Genomic DNA, 12,944 nt, shown 5'->3' on the forward strand with positions numbered 1-12,944 from the left:
GGTGACCGGGCCGTCAGCGGGTGGCGTGCGCGTGCAGGACGTAGGCGATCGCCGAGGTGATCTTCGCGGCGAACGGCAGGTGCAGCGACTCGTCCGGCACGTGCGCGTTGCTGTCCGGTCCGAGCGCGCCGGTGACCACGAACTGCGCGTCCGGGTAGGTCTCGTGCAGCAGGCCCATGAACGGGATCGAGCCGCCGAGGCCCATCGTGCGCCACTCCGCGCCGAACACCTCGTCGGAGGCCTGGTCGAGCGCGGTCGACAGCCACGGCGCGAGCTCGGGCGCGTTCCACCCCAGCCCGGCCTCGGTGTGCCCGAAGGTCACCTGCGCGCCGTAGGGGACGTCGGTCGTCAGCTGCTCCTGCACGGCGCGCAGCGCCGCGTGCGGGTCGGCGGTCGGCGGCAGCCGGAAGCTCAGCAGCGCGGTGGTGTACGGCCGCAGCACGTTGCCCGCGTCACCGGGGCCCGGCAGGCCCGCGGCGCCGATCACCGACAGCGTCGGCCGCCACGTGCCGTTCAGCGCCAGCTCGACCTCGTCCTCCACGACCGGCCGCATGCCCTCCGGCCACGGCACCGAGTCGCGCACCATGCCCGGCGCGGCCTCGATCGCGGCGCGGGTCTCGGCGACCCGGTTCTCCGGGATCTCCACGTTCAGCTCCGGGACCAGGACCTCGCCGGTCGCGGAGTCCTCCAGCCGGTCCAGCAGCTGCCGCAGGACGCGGAAGGAGCTGGGCACGATGCCGCTGGCGGTGCCGGAGTGCAGGCCGCTCTCCAGCACCCGGACCGTGACCTCCAGCTGCACCATGCCGCGCAGCGAGGTCGTCAGCCACATCCGCTCGTAGTCACCGGCCCCGGAGTCCAGGCAGACCACCAGCGACACGTCGCCGAGCCGGTCGGACAGGTGCTCCAGGTAGGCGGGCAGGTCGGGGCTGCCGGACTCCTCGCCGGTCTCGAGCAGCACCACGCAGCGCGCGTGCTCGCCGCCGTTCGCGCGGACCGCCTCGACCGCGGTGGCCGCCGCGTACCCGGCGTAGCCGTCGTCGGCCGCGCCGCGCCCGAACAGCCGGTCGTCGCGGACCACCGGCGTCCACGGCCCGAGCCCCTCGGACCAGCCGCCCACCGGCGGCTGCTTGTCCAGGTGCCCGTAGAGCAGCACGGTCCCGTCGGCAGCGCCCGCGGTGGCCGGGACGTCGACCAGCAGCACCGGGGTGCGCCCGGGCAGCCGCACCACCTCGACCTGGGCGCCCTCGATGCCGCGCGCGGTGACCCACCGGCGCACGTGCTCGACGGCGGCGTCGAGGTGCCCGGACTCGGCCCAACCGGCGTCGAAGGCGGGGGAGACCGCCGGGATCTCCACCAGTCGCGAGAGGCTCGGCAGGACGGACTCGTCCCACACCTGGTCAACGGTCTTGGCAACGGCTGCACGGTCCACGCCGCGATCCTATGCCCGCCCGGCTCTCCGATCGGTCGATGTCCGGAACTGCCCACCCCACCGCGTGGTGCGGGCGCCTCAGCTGCCGCTGGCCGTCACCGCCGCCACGACGGCCGTGGTGGTGATCACCGCGGTGGCCGCCGCGATCGACTGCTCGACCGCCGCGCCGAGGTCCTGGCCCTTGCTGATCTCCTTGAGCCGCTGCCGCTCCGCGCGGTCGAAGCCCAACCGCTGGACCAGGCCGGTCGCGTGCACCAGGGCCGCGAGCAGCGCCGACCGGTCGTCCAGCTGGCGCTGGCGCCGGGCGATCGCGTGCAGGTCGTTGACCAGCGCGGTGCGCGTGGGGTCGTGCGGGAAGTACTTCTCCTGGGTGAAGAACAGCACTGACTGCGTCTCGAGCCGCATCAGGCCGCGCTGCGCCAGCGCGGCGCAGTGCCGCTTGCGGCCGCCGCGCCGGCCCTGGAGGAAGGTCGTCACCGCCACCGGCTTGTTCTGCGGCCCCGCCTTGTGCTGCAGCTGGGCGAGCGCCTCGTCGACCCAGCCGATCCCGGTGGGCGTCGGGTCGAGCAGCTGCAGCTTCGTGCCGGCGAACGCGACCCGGTGCTGCAGCACCAGCTCGCCGAGCTCGGCCGCGCCGGTGTGGTCGCAGGTGGAGTAGTACGAGCCGTTGTGCTTCTGCAGCAGGAGCACGAACGCTTCCGGCAGGGTCAGCGGCGTCATGGCGCACAGTCTGCCAGCGGCGAACCGTGCGGCGGACCAGGTTCGGCCGAACCGGGGCGGTCAGTGGTCGGCGAGCACGATCGCGTTCGGGGTCACCGCCATGGCCAGCTCGGCCGCCAGCACCGCGGAGCCGACGTGGTCGTCGAGGTCCGCGCGGTCGGCGAGCGCGCGCAGCCGGGCGCGCTCGGCGCGGTCGAGGTTCAGCGCGTGGTCCAGGCCGCTGCGGTGCACCAGCGCGCCCAGCAGCGCCCGCCGCCCGTCGACCGGCAGCTCCCCCTGCGCCAGGCCGTGCAGCTCCGCCAGCAGCGCGTCGCGGGTCGCGCGGTCCGGGTGGTAGCGGTCGTCGGGCAGCACGCCGAGGAACTTCCGCCGCTCCAGCCGCAGCACCCCGCGCTCGACCAGCACCGACCGGTGCGTGGCGAAGGCGCCGGAGCGCAGCGGCAGCCACCAGCCGAGCTGCACCGGGCGGTCGTCCCGCCCGGCCACCCGCTGGAGCTGCGCCATCAGCTGGTCCAGCCACGGGAGGCCGCTGGAGGAGGCGTCGCGCAGCTGGACCGCGGTGCCGCGCAACGCCAACCGGCCGTGCAGCACGAGCTCGCCGACCTCGGCCGCCGCGGTGGCGGCACCGGGGCTCGCGCCGACGAAGGAGGTCCCGCTGGGCTTGTGCAGCAGCAGCGCGAGCTCGTCCGGCACGGTCAGGAGGTTCGCGTACTCGCCCACGCCTCCATCGTGTCGCGCTCGGCCCGGGTCAGCGCGTCGCCGAGCGTCCGGACGATGCGGGCGAGCTCGGCGAGGTCCTCGGCCGTCGGCTCGTCGCCGCCACCGCGCGGTGCGCTGCGACGTCGTGCCTCGGAACCGCCCACTGCGCTCGCCCTCCGTCGACAGGAGCAGGTTCGGGTCAAGGTAACAAGCCGTTCACAGAACCTGAAGGATCCGCGCACTATCGGCACTGCGATGGTCCAGGACGCGTCAATCGGACCTCCGTTGGTTCGATGACCTGCGGTTTTGGCCCGATCAAGGCCGAACTACGGTGATCCGGCGGGTGCAGGCGGGCCGTGCCGTGGCCGTGCCGAACCCCTGTGGCAGGGCTCACGATGAGGGCGGGTTCCATGCCAGGATGGCGGTGAGCGATCCAACCGCCCTGGCCGTGCGATCCGGGGACCCACCAGGTCGCCGGTGGTCGCGACCGGGCTACCGGTCACGGCGCCACAAGCGACGTGGTCGGCGCGACACGAGGAGATCACGCATGTCCCCCGAGCAATGGACGCGACCGAAGACCGAAGGCACCGCCGGCCCCCCTGCCGCTACCGCAGCGAAACCCACACGGGAGCAGGTGATCGCCGGTTTGCGCGCGACGAGCGAAGGTGGAGCTGATCTGGTCCAGCTCCTCACCCCGGAAGGTCAGCGGGTCGAGCACCCGGACTTCGAACTGGACGTCTCCACCGCGCAGCTGCGCGACCTGTACCGCGACATGGTGCTGGTCCGCCGCGTCGACCGCGAGGGCAACGCGCTGCAGCGGCAGGGCCAGCTGGGCATCTGGGTCCCGCTGCTCGGCCAGGAAGCCGCCCAGATCGGGGCGGGTCGGGCGCTGAAGCCGCAGGACATGGCCTTCCCCAGCTACCGCGAGCACGGCATCGCCTGGTGCCGCGGCATCGACCCCACCGAGCTGCTGGGCATCTTCCGCGGCACCGACCACGGCAGCTGGGACCCGATCAAGAAGCGGTTCCACCTCTACACCATCGTCATCGGCAACCAGTGCCTGAACGCCACCGGCTACGCGATGGGCCAGCGCTTCGAGGGCAAGGTCGGCGACCAGGACGGCGAAGCCACCATGGTCTTCTTCGGCGACGGCGCCACCAGCCAGGGCGACGTGCACGAGGCCATGGTGTGGTCCGCGGTCTACGACGCCCCGGTGGTGTTCTTCTGCCAGAACAACCAGTGGGCGATCTCCGAGCCGCTGGAGCGGCAGACCCGCGTCCCGCTGTACCAGCGCGCCAGCGGCTACGGCTTCCCCGGCATCCGGGTGGACGGCAACGACGTGCTCGCCAGCCTGGCGGTGAGCCGGTGGGCGCTGGACGAGTGCCGGCACGGCAACGGGCCGGTGCTCGTCGAGGCGTTCACCTACCGCATGGACGCGCACACCACCTCCGACGACCCGACCCGCTACCGGCTGGCCGACGAGCAGGAGGCCTGGAAGCTCAAGGACCCGATCGAGCGGCTGCGGGTGCACCTGGTCCGCGACCACGGCGTCGAGCAGGACTTCTTCGACGGCGTCCAGGCCGAGGCCGACGAGCTGGCCGCCCGGTTCCGCGACTTCTGCTTCGCCATCCCCGAGCCACCACCGGAGCGCATCTTCTCCGAGGTCTACGCCGAGGAGACCCCGCAGCTGGCCGCCCAGCGCGAGGAGTACCTGCAGTACCTGGCCGGGTTCGCCGACGACGCGATGGCAGGAGGTGTGCGCTGATGGCCGCGCCCGCATTGGAACGCCCGACCGCCACGGCCGGCACCCAGACCGTCACCATGGCCAAGGCCCTCAACCTGGGCCTGCGCGCCGCGCTCGAGCGCGACCCGAAGGTCCTCGTGATGGGCGAGGACGTGGGCAAGCTCGGTGGCGTCTTCCGGATCACCGACGGCCTGCAGAAGGACTTCGGGGAGCACCGCGTGCTGGACACGCCGCTGGCCGAGTCCGGCATCATCGGCACCGCCGTCGGCCTGGCCATCCGCGGCTTCCGCCCGGTGTGCGAGATCCAGTTCGACGGGTTCATCTTCCCCGGCTTCGACCAGATCGTCTCCCAGCTGGCCAAGCTGCGCTTCCGCAGCCAGGGCACGGTCAAGGTGCCGGTCGTGGTGCGGGTGCCCTTCGGCGGCGGCATCGGGGCCGTGGAGCACCACTCGGAGTCGCCGGAGTCGCTGTTCGCGCACGTCGGTGGGCTGAAGGTGGTGTCCTGCTCGAACCCGGTGGACGCCTACTGGATGCTCCAGCAGGCCATCGAGTGCGACGACCCGGTGCTGTTCTTCGAGCCGAAGCGCCGCTACTACGAGAAGGCCGAGCTCGACCCGACCACCACCCCGGCGCCGCTGTTCCGCTCGCGCGTGGTGCGGCCGGGGTCCGCGGTCACCGTGGCCGCCTACGGCCCGATGGTGCGCACCTGCCTGGACGCGGCGACCGCCGCCGCCGAGGACGGCACCGAGCTGGAGGTCGTCGACCTGCGCACGCTGTCCCCGCTGGACCTGGGGCCGGTGTTCGAGTCGGTGCGCCGCACCGGCCGGTTGGTGCTGGTCAGCGAGGCACCCGCGGAGTCGTCGATCACCTCGGAGATCGCCACCCGGGTGCAGCAGGAGTGCTTCTACTCGCTGGAGGCCCCGGTGCTGCGGGTGACGGGCTTCGACACCCCGTACCCGCCGAGCAAGCTGGAGGAGGGCTACCTGCCCGACCTCGACCGCGTGCTCGACGCCGTGGACCGCTCGCTGGAGTACTGAGGGTTTTCCGACCGACCCGCCCCGCGCGAGCGGTCCCGCAGCGGACCCCGGACGACGGACGCCGGGCGACCTGCCGGGCGGTCGCTGCGCGGAGGCGGGCCGAGCGGCTCCGAGCCGCTCGGGGACGAGGGGAGTCGTTTCGATGGCCACCAAGCAGTTCCCGCTGCCCGACGTCGGGGAGGGGCTGACCGAGGCGGAGGTCCTGGGCTGGCGCGTCCAGCCCGGGGACGAGGTCACCGTCAACCAGGTGATCGTGGAGATCGAGACCGCGAAGGCCGCGGTGGAGCTGCCCTGCCCGTGGGCGGGCACCGTCCAGGAGCTGCTCGTCGAGCCGGGGCAGACCGTCGAGGTCGGGACGCCGATCGTCACGATCGACACGGTCGGAGCCTTCTCCGACGGGGCGGCGGAGAAGGCCGCGTCCGCCGAGGCGGGCGGCACGATCGGTGAGGAGTCCAACGGCCGCATCGCCACGCTCGTCGGCTACGGGCCCCGCACGACGACGGCGAAGCGCCGGCCCCGCAAGGCCGCGGCGACCGTCGTCGAGAAGACGCCGGCCGCCCCGGCAGCGGCCCCGACGGCGCCGGCCCCGAGGCCCGCGGAGCCCGCGGCGGGCGGGTACGTCCCGCTGGCCAAGCCGCCGGTGCGCAAGCTGGCCAAGGACCTCGGTGTGGACCTGCGCAGCCTCGCCGGGTCCGGCTCGGGCGGGGTGATCACCCGCGAGGACGTGGAGGCCGCGGCGGGTGCGGCGACGGCCGGGCCGCCCCGGACCGAGCCCGGTGCGCGCGAGCGCCGGGTGCCGATCAAGGGCGTGCGCAAGGCGACCGCGCAGGCGATGGTGGACAGCGCGTTCACCGCGCCGCACGTCACCGAGTTCCTCACCGTCGACGTCACGCCGATGGTGGAGCTGCGCGAGGAGCTCAAGGCGCACCCGGAGTTCCGCGACGTCAAGGTCACCCCGCTGGCGTTCGCGGCGAAGGCGGTGTGCCTGGCGGTCCGCCGGACCCCGGACGTCAACGCCACCTGGGACGAGGAGGCCGGCGAGATCGTCTACAAGGACTACGTGCACCTGGGCATCGCGGCGGCCACGCCGCGCGGCCTGGTGGTGCCGAAGGTCCGCGACGCCGACCGGATGTCGCTGAAGGAGCTGGCGCAGGCGCTGGAGCAGCTCACCGCCACCGCCCGGGAGGGCAAGACGCCCCCGGCGGACATGGTGGGCGGCACGTTCACGATCACCAACGTGGGCGTGTTCGGCGTGGACACCGGGACGCCGATCCTCAACCCGGGCGAGTCGGCGATCCTCGCCCTCGGCGCGATCCGCGACATGCCGTGGGTGGTGGACGGCCAGGTGGTGCCCCGCAAGGTGTGCCAGCTGGCGCTGAGCTTCGACCACCGGGTGGTGGACGGCCAGCAGGGCTCCCAGTTCCTAGCCGACGTCGGCGCGCTGCTGGCCAACCCGGCCATGGCGATCACCTACTGAGCGAGCTGCCGAGGAGCGCTCCGGGGCCGTCCCGGAGCGCTCCTCGGCGTGCCGTCAGGCGCGCTGGAAGGTCCGCACGCCCCGTTCCGGGGTCCAGTGCGTGATCACCAGGTGGGTCTGGTCCGCCGCGACGCCGGTGGTGGTGACCTCGGTCAGGTCCAGGCGGAACAGGTGCGAGTCCGGGGACGGCGGGCCGGCCTCCTCGACCCACGCCCGGTGCTCCTCGCCGGTGACCTCGACCGCGCGCCCCGCCAGCTTCGCGTCCACCCCGCCGATCAGGTCCTCGGCGGACCCGGGGTTGGCGTGCAGCGCGAACCGGCCGTCCCGCCGCAGGTCCAGGGCCTTCCGCGCTCCCGGCATGGACCCCAGCACCAGGTCGGGCCCGCGCCAGCTCACCTCCGTGCCGCTGACCCGCGGCGCCCCGTCCCGCCGCAGCGTGGCCAGCACGTGGTGCTGGTGGGCCGCCAACCGCGCCCGGACCCGCTCGGCCAGCTCCGGTGCGCTCTCCGCGAACTCCTGCCACGTCGCCATGCGCGCCATCGTGACAGGGGGCACTGACAGCGAACGGCCTGCGCGCCTCGCCGGACGAGGTGCGCAGGCCGTGTCGCGAAGTCTGGTGGTGTCAGTCGTCCTTGCGGCGGCGGCCACCGCGGCGGGAACCGGAGCTGGACGACGCCGCGACCGGTTCGGACTGCTCCTCCGCCTTCTCCTCCTCGGTCACCGAGACGTACTCGCGCAGGAAGTCGAACGCGTGCTCGTCGAAGTCGTGGACGTCGATCTCGGGCAGCTCACCGAGTTCTTCGTGCAGTTCCCGGAAGATGGGTGTCTCCAGGTCAGGGGTGGTCTTCTTCACCGCTTCGCCCTCCCGTTCACTCTCGAAGCTGCGGCCGGGCGGTCAGCAGCACGCTGCTCACCTCGCCCTGTCCCGAGCCCTCCCCGCGGAGCTCGCTCGGCACAGCTGGGCCACCAGCTCGACGGCCCGACGCTGCGCCGTGTGTGACGCGCACCTGCACCGCGAGTGATGCGGTCCGCGTCGACGTTCATCCGTTCGGACGAACGACAATGGTGCACCTGCCCAGTCCTGGACTGTGCGAGGGCCCAAGGAATCGTGCCCCGCACCACGTCAACCTGTGCGCCCTTTGTGCAATTCCGCACCGTGGCGATCGCCACTCCCGCAGTGCGCCGAGATCGGGGGTCCGTCGGGGTGACACGCGACCGGGAGGGGGTGGGTCGCGCCACCGCAGCCGGGAGAGGAGCCGGCTGCGGGTTCCCCAGACGGCCGGCAGCTCCTGCGTCACCAGTCGTCCCAGGCGTTCGGCCCCCCGAGGGGATCGGGACCGGTTCGTCACGCACTCGTCGAACGCCGGCGGGACCGGGCTGGGGTTCCCCCGGCCCGGGGCGTTGGGGCTCACCTCAGCGGTGCTCGGGTTGAGCAGCAGCACGTGCCGGTCGTCGGCAGTGCCGGTCGCGGTGGCCCGTGCCCACTGCCGGCCGAGCCGGTCGGAGCCGGAGCAGGCCACGCGCCCCGCCGGCTCGGGGAAGGCGGTCTCGACGTGGCCGTCCACGTCGCGCGCTGTCCGGGGTGCGCACCCGGTACGAGCCCCCGGCGAAGGTGCTGCCGCCGAGCCGGCGGGACAGCGGCTCCAGCACCGGGTGTGCGGCACCGGAGCCCTCCGGCGCGCTGGCGGGGGCCGTGCAGCGGTACGCCGCGAGGAATTCCTCGAACACCGGCTGATCGCGCCGTCGGCGAACGGCCCCGCTGCCGACGCGGTGCGCCGGCAGCGGGGACCACCCGTCTCAGGCGATGTGGCGGCCGGAGATGGCGCGGACCACCACGAGCTGCTGGATCTGCTCGGTGCCCTCGAAGATGTCGTAGATCTTGGGACCGGAACACCGCCACCTGCGGCAAGATCCCGGATTGGGCTTCTGAACAGCCAAAATTACGTTTGCCGTAGTTGGTCGTCATTGGACGTGAGGGAGCCTGCGACGGAACAGAGACGGAACAGGGCTAGGACCAAGACCATCAACCCGGCTGCGGATCTGCCGCGAGGTAGCGATCACTCGCCGTAACGACAGCGCCCCACCTCGGATCAGCTCCGGGATGGGGCGCTGTACTGACTCGCGTCAGAGGTCGAAGTGGCCGGCCTTGAGGCTGGGGAGGAAGGCCTCCCACGTGGAGCGGTCGAACACCAGGGTTCCGCCATCGCGGTCTTTGGTGTCGCGAACCCCAACCACCTCGGTCGCAAGCCCCACTTCGACGCAGTTGTTAGCGCCGCCTTTGCTGCGGCTGCTCTTGCGCGAGGACACCTGGGCCAGGTCCAGGTTTTCATCGTTCATTGCTCATGACAGTCGAGCGTGTTCCGCGCCAAAGCGCATACTCCGGCTTTCGGGGTTTGACCAGGGAACATCTGGCAAGCTCGATTGTGGAGCAGCGCGCGAAAAGATCCGCACGGACAGCAGCGCCCGCCTGGTGGTACCAGCACCAGGCGGGCACTGTGGTTTCGTGTCGTGCTAGCTCAGACGTTGAACTTGTCCGCCTTCACCGCGGTGAGGAACGCCGACCACTGGTCAGCAGTCGCGGTGAAGTAGCCCGCCGCCCGGTCCTTGGTGTCCCGGACTGCGGCGCCGTCGCCGACACGGCCGACCTCGACGCAAGCGGACTGCTGGCCTGACCGGCTAGACTTGCGCCACCCGGTGGGGGGTACCGTCATTGAAGCCCTCCATTTCATCTACGCACGTGGCGATGAGCCGCTGTGAGTCCGCGGGGCTCATCGCTGCCTCTCGAAGGCTATCCACTGCCTGTGCGTAGTCGGCCACGTCGCCCTCGTCGTAGAGGAATGCGGACGATCGGTAGTGCTCCAGGTTGACGATCGGGGACGCCTTCGGGAACTCGAACAGGATGAAGGCGCCTTCGAGGGCCAGGTGCCAGCCCTGCAGCTGGGACGGGACCACCCGGAGTGTCACGTTGGGCAGCTCTGCCATTTTCGCCATGTGGTGAAGCTGGTCCGCCATCACCTCGGCGCCACCGATCGGCATGTGCAGCACGTGCTCGGCCACGAACGCCTCGAAGCTGACCGGCTTTCTGCGTGTGAGCACGTCGCGTCGTCCTACGCGCATGGTGACGTGCGTTTCCAGCTCGGCCGAGGGCATTCCGGACATGATGGTGCGGGCGTAGTCAGCGGTCTGAAGTAGGCCAGGGACGATCATCGGGGCGACTTCGACGATGTGGGTCGCCGTGCGCTCGAACTCGATCAGCGTCGTCAACTCACGGCGGATTCCCGATGCGCCGCTGGACAACCAGTTGGGCTCGGCCGCGCTGCGCGCCATGTCGATCAGGTGATCCCGCAAGCGGGGTGCTGCTGCCGCCGGACGAGATCGCGGAGAAGGACGATCGGCAGGTGTGTGCGTGGTGCGGGGAGGAAGCACGGACCGGTCGCGTCCGGATCGTGCCCCCGCCCAGCTGAACAAGGAGCTGGCCGCGAGATTCTCGGAGGGGGAGCTGAGAATCCCGCGGCCAGCAGCAAGGAGATGGAGCAGGTGGTGCTACTTCCTTTCCGGCGGTCGAGGCGGCAGGCCGGGGTCGTTGCCCCAGTCGCCGAACACCGGCGGCGCGGTCTTGGGCAGGCCGAGGTCCTCGAACAGCTCGGAGTTCTCCTCGACGTACTTGTTCTCGTGGTCCTTGTCCTCCTCGCCCTCGCCCCGGCCGCGCCCGGCCGCACCGGCCACGCCGCCGGGCCCGCCCGGGCCGCCGCGCGCCGCGCTGCCACCGGCAGCGGTGGCACTACCGGTGGTGCCGGGCACGCCGGTGCCGGACCGTCCGCCACCGCCAAGCACACCAGCCCCGGGGCCGCCGCGAACACCGGCACCGGGCCCGGGCGTGACACCCCGTCCCGTGCCGGTTCCCACGCCGGTGCCGGTTCGGCCGCCGGTTCCCGGTGCTGGCGTGCCGGTGCCCGAGCCGCTCGGCGGGATCACGGCTCCACCGACCAGGCCCCCGCCAGCGGGCGCGGGGGTCGGGACCGCGGTGCCCGGCAACGGAGCACCACCGGCTGCTGGCGGAGTTGCCCACGCCGAACCGGACTCGGCCGGAGCTGCCGGGGTCGGCGACACCGGGTTCACCGGTGAATGCCCTGTCGGGGTCGGCGTGGACGGCGACGGGGTGCTCGAGGCGTGCGACACCTGCGACTGACCGCTGGGCATGGTGCTGGTCGAGGTGTAGCCGGTGCTGGGCTGGTCGACCTTGCTCACAGGTGTGGTGGCCGCCGGCGTGACGTCGGCGTCGAACCTCGGAGGCGGCGCGAAATGCTGCACCGTGTTGACCCGGCCGTTGCTGTCCTGCGTGTAGGCCGTGTACTGCTCCCTGGCCTGGGTGTCGACCTTGGCGTGGATCTCCTCGTGCGCTGCCCGCACGCCGGTCTTGGTCCCGTAGGAGATCGGGTTGACGTAGTCCATCCAGCCAATGTTGTCCGGCGGCACCTGGTGCGGCGGCGGAAACTTGTGCTTGAAGTCCGCCGAGCCCTGGGCCTGCTGCTCGATCACAGCCCCGACCTGAGCGGCGACCTCGACCGACTGCCGGGTGTCCTGCGCCAGCGGCGTCACCGCGGTCTTGGCCTGCTCCCCGGCTGCGCCTTCCATGACGACGTCGAACTTCTTCAGCACCTGGTCCAGATCAGCGTCAGCCTCGCCGAACGTGGCGCTGACCTGCTCCCGCCAGTTCGCCGCCGCCCGCGACGCCGCGGCCACCCCCGGCCCGGACTCGACCTCGCCGTAGATCTTCGGATGGTCGAACGCCATCTGTGCCTGGCCCTGCACCTCTCGGGTACCGAACAACCAGCCGAACAGCTCCATCAGATCCCCTCAGTCTCCCCACCTCACGCCGGAGGCAGGTTCTCCAGCACCATCCCCGCGATCTTGTCTGCCATCCCGCACGGGTTCTCGTACTCCGGATTCCCGCGTCCCTCGGAGCCGATCTGGTAGTTGACCAGGAATGTTTCCGTGTCGGAAGTGCCGACGATCGTTGCGCATGAACCCCGGGTCTCCGCGTAGTGGACCGCCGGGTAGCCGTTGACGTTCGCGTCCGGTTTCCCGTTGTCCCCGGCGGTCTTCGCCATCCAGCTGATTCCCTGTCCCTGCACCGTGTCGGGAGAGATGTTGACGGCGAACAGCTGGTTGCTCCACCTGCAGTTTTCTTGACCCCATTCAGACTCGCCCGGCTCAGCTTGACCTGCGCTCAACTCCTGGAGCTGGTTCTGGCTCAACAGCTGGCAGGGGGCGGATACAGCCGCGAGGTTCTTGGGTTGATCGATGTTGAACGGGTCGTTGGCCGCAGTGCTGGTCTCTGGTCTTGGGGTGGGTTCTGGTGTTCCCGGGGTTGCGCACCCAGCGAGCCCGAGGGTGATGGCGCTGGTTGCGATGATCAGGGTGGTGCGGGTGGTGTGCACGGTCATGCCATCCGGTTCTCGTCGTCGATGCGCTTGTGCTCGTCGAGCGCCTTCTGCACAGCGGCCTTGAAGCCGTCGATCCAGTCGATCTTGCCCTGGGCGCTGTCGTACAGGCTGCCCTCGCCGCCCTGCGCACGTTCCCCGAGCTTCTTGAAAACCTCAACGGTCACGTCATCACCGAACGGCGGCATGATGGTCGCCAGCTGGGTCGCGACATCCCGCGCTTTCACGTACTTCTCCCGGACGCGGTCGAGCTCGGCGAGGAGCTCGGGCGCACGGTCGAGGTCGACACGAATCGATGTGCGACCGTTGACACTGGCCGTCTCACTCACTGCTTGATCTCCCCTTGTCGTTCCAGCAGCCCGGGCGTGATCCTGGCACAGGCTGTCGGCCCGGT

Annotated in this window: 16 protein-coding genes; 3 read left to right on the top strand and 13 right to left on the bottom strand. The window is 71.4% G+C overall.

Annotation, left to right across the window (positions count from 1 at the left end; translation table 11 throughout):
- Positions 1 to 13: 13 nt before the first annotated feature.
- The 4 genes from HNR68_RS03580 to HNR68_RS03595 form a co-directional block, all read right to left on the bottom strand.
- Positions 14 to 1,429, bottom strand: a complete 1,416-nt coding sequence (locus HNR68_RS03580; protein ID WP_179717596.1) for a M20/M25/M40 family metallo-hydrolase — start codon at positions 1,427 to 1,429, stop codon at positions 14 to 16.
- 78 nt (positions 1,430 to 1,507) lie between these two features.
- Positions 1,508 to 2,149 (bottom strand): GOLPH3/VPS74 family protein, encoded by a 642-nt coding sequence (locus tag HNR68_RS03585; RefSeq protein WP_179717598.1) that lies wholly within the window; start codon positions 2,147 to 2,149, stop codon positions 1,508 to 1,510.
- A 60-nt stretch (positions 2,150 to 2,209) separates the two neighbouring features.
- Positions 2,210 to 2,869 carry a GPP34 family phosphoprotein gene (locus tag HNR68_RS03590; RefSeq protein ID WP_179717600.1) on the bottom strand — a complete coding sequence of 220 codons (660 nt, stop codon included), beginning with the start codon at positions 2,867 to 2,869 and terminating at the stop codon, positions 2,210 to 2,212.
- Entirely contained in the window at positions 2,845 to 3,012 is a 168-nt protein-coding gene (locus HNR68_RS03595) for a hypothetical protein (protein WP_179717602.1), read from the bottom strand. The genes HNR68_RS03590 and HNR68_RS03595 overlap by 25 nt, the downstream gene beginning before the upstream one ends.
- 383 nt (positions 3,013 to 3,395) lie before the next feature.
- Between HNR68_RS03595 and pdhA the strand changes: the two genes are divergently transcribed.
- The 3 genes from pdhA to HNR68_RS03610 all read left to right on the top strand — a co-directional run bounded on the left by pdhA (position 3,396) and on the right by HNR68_RS03610 (position 7,106).
- Positions 3,396 to 4,613: a pyruvate dehydrogenase (acetyl-transferring) E1 component subunit alpha gene (pdhA, locus tag HNR68_RS03600; protein WP_179717604.1), complete on the top strand. Its 1,218-nt coding sequence runs from the start codon at positions 3,396 to 3,398 to the stop codon at positions 4,611 to 4,613.
- Positions 4,613 to 5,629, top strand: a complete 1,017-nt coding sequence (locus HNR68_RS03605; protein WP_179717606.1) for an alpha-ketoacid dehydrogenase subunit beta — start codon at positions 4,613 to 4,615, stop codon at positions 5,627 to 5,629. The genes pdhA and HNR68_RS03605 overlap by 1 nt, the downstream gene beginning before the upstream one ends.
- A 142-nt stretch (positions 5,630 to 5,771) precedes the next feature.
- Positions 5,772 to 7,106, top strand: coding sequence for a dihydrolipoamide acetyltransferase family protein (locus tag HNR68_RS03610; RefSeq protein ID WP_179717608.1), 1,335 nt, complete (start codon positions 5,772 to 5,774; stop codon positions 7,104 to 7,106).
- A 54-nt stretch (positions 7,107 to 7,160) separates the two neighbouring features.
- Here the strand turns inward: HNR68_RS03610 and HNR68_RS03615 are convergent, their stop codons facing one another.
- From HNR68_RS03615 to HNR68_RS03655, 9 genes are all read right to left on the bottom strand, one after another.
- Positions 7,161 to 7,637 carry a pyridoxamine 5'-phosphate oxidase family protein gene (locus HNR68_RS03615; RefSeq protein ID WP_179717610.1) on the bottom strand — a complete coding sequence of 159 codons (477 nt, stop codon included), beginning with the start codon at positions 7,635 to 7,637 and terminating at the stop codon, positions 7,161 to 7,163.
- 91 nt (positions 7,638 to 7,728) lie between these two features.
- Positions 7,729 to 7,959, bottom strand: coding sequence for a hypothetical protein (locus tag HNR68_RS03620; RefSeq protein WP_179717612.1), 231 nt, complete (start codon positions 7,957 to 7,959; stop codon positions 7,729 to 7,731).
- 944 nt (positions 7,960 to 8,903) lie between these two features.
- A complete protein-coding gene (locus HNR68_RS03625) occupies positions 8,904 to 9,044 on the bottom strand; it encodes a hypothetical protein (protein WP_179716358.1) in 141 nt (46 codons plus the stop codon).
- A gap of 186 nt (positions 9,045 to 9,230) precedes the next feature.
- Positions 9,231 to 9,443 (bottom strand): DUF397 domain-containing protein, encoded by a 213-nt coding sequence (locus HNR68_RS03630; RefSeq protein WP_179717614.1) that lies wholly within the window; start codon positions 9,441 to 9,443, stop codon positions 9,231 to 9,233.
- Positions 9,444 to 9,622: 179 nt separating this feature from the next.
- Complete coding sequence (locus HNR68_RS03635; RefSeq protein WP_179717616.1) at positions 9,623 to 9,817, bottom strand: DUF397 domain-containing protein; 195 nt, start codon at positions 9,815 to 9,817, stop codon at positions 9,623 to 9,625.
- The gene (locus HNR68_RS03640) at positions 9,783 to 10,454 is read right to left on the bottom strand and encodes a DUF5753 domain-containing protein (protein ID WP_246330380.1); all 672 of its coding nucleotides are present in this window, start codon (positions 10,452 to 10,454) and stop codon (positions 9,783 to 9,785) included. Before HNR68_RS03640 ends, HNR68_RS03635 begins: the two co-directional genes overlap by 35 nt.
- A 195-nt stretch (positions 10,455 to 10,649) precedes the next feature.
- Positions 10,650 to 11,954: a PPE domain-containing protein gene (locus HNR68_RS03645; protein ID WP_179717618.1), complete on the bottom strand. Its 1,305-nt coding sequence runs from the start codon at positions 11,952 to 11,954 to the stop codon at positions 10,650 to 10,652.
- 23 nt (positions 11,955 to 11,977) lie between these two features.
- Complete coding sequence (locus HNR68_RS03650) at positions 11,978 to 12,553, bottom strand: DUF3558 domain-containing protein (RefSeq protein WP_179717619.1); 576 nt, start codon at positions 12,551 to 12,553, stop codon at positions 11,978 to 11,980.
- On the bottom strand, positions 12,550 to 12,879 hold the full coding sequence (locus tag HNR68_RS03655) for a hypothetical protein (protein ID WP_179717621.1): 330 nt from the start codon (positions 12,877 to 12,879) through the stop codon (positions 12,550 to 12,552). The genes HNR68_RS03650 and HNR68_RS03655 overlap by 4 nt, the downstream gene beginning before the upstream one ends.
- Positions 12,880 to 12,944 lie beyond the last annotated feature (65 nt).

The organism is Saccharopolyspora hordei (assembly GCF_013410345.1).
Classification (GTDB): domain Bacteria; phylum Actinomycetota; class Actinomycetes; order Mycobacteriales; family Pseudonocardiaceae; genus Saccharopolyspora; species Saccharopolyspora hordei.

Excerpts from the sequence above, each read along its gene's own strand:
- pdhA (WP_179717604.1), top strand. The coding sequence starts at position 3,396 with ATGTCCCCCGAGCAATGGACGCGACCGAAGACCGAAGGCACCGCCGGC.
- HNR68_RS03630 (WP_179717614.1), bottom strand. The coding sequence starts at position 9,443 with ATGAACGATGAAAACCTGGACCTGGCCCAGGTGTCCTCGCGCAAGAGC.
- HNR68_RS03645 (WP_179717618.1), bottom strand. The coding sequence starts at position 11,954 with ATGGAGCTGTTCGGCTGGTTGTTCGGTACCCGAGAGGTGCAGGGCCAG.
- HNR68_RS03585 (WP_179717598.1), bottom strand. The coding sequence starts at position 2,149 with ATGACGCCGCTGACCCTGCCGGAAGCGTTCGTGCTCCTGCTGCAGAAG.
- HNR68_RS03635 (WP_179717616.1), bottom strand. The coding sequence starts at position 9,817 with ATGACGGTACCCCCCACCGGGTGGCGCAAGTCTAGCCGGTCAGGCCAG.
- HNR68_RS03605 (WP_179717606.1), top strand. The coding sequence starts at position 4,613 with ATGGCCGCGCCCGCATTGGAACGCCCGACCGCCACGGCCGGCACCCAG.
- HNR68_RS03650 (WP_179717619.1), bottom strand. The coding sequence starts at position 12,553 with ATGACCGTGCACACCACCCGCACCACCCTGATCATCGCAACCAGCGCC.
- HNR68_RS03615 (WP_179717610.1), bottom strand. The coding sequence starts at position 7,637 with ATGGCGACGTGGCAGGAGTTCGCGGAGAGCGCACCGGAGCTGGCCGAG.
- HNR68_RS03610 (WP_179717608.1), top strand. The coding sequence starts at position 5,772 with ATGGCCACCAAGCAGTTCCCGCTGCCCGACGTCGGGGAGGGGCTGACC.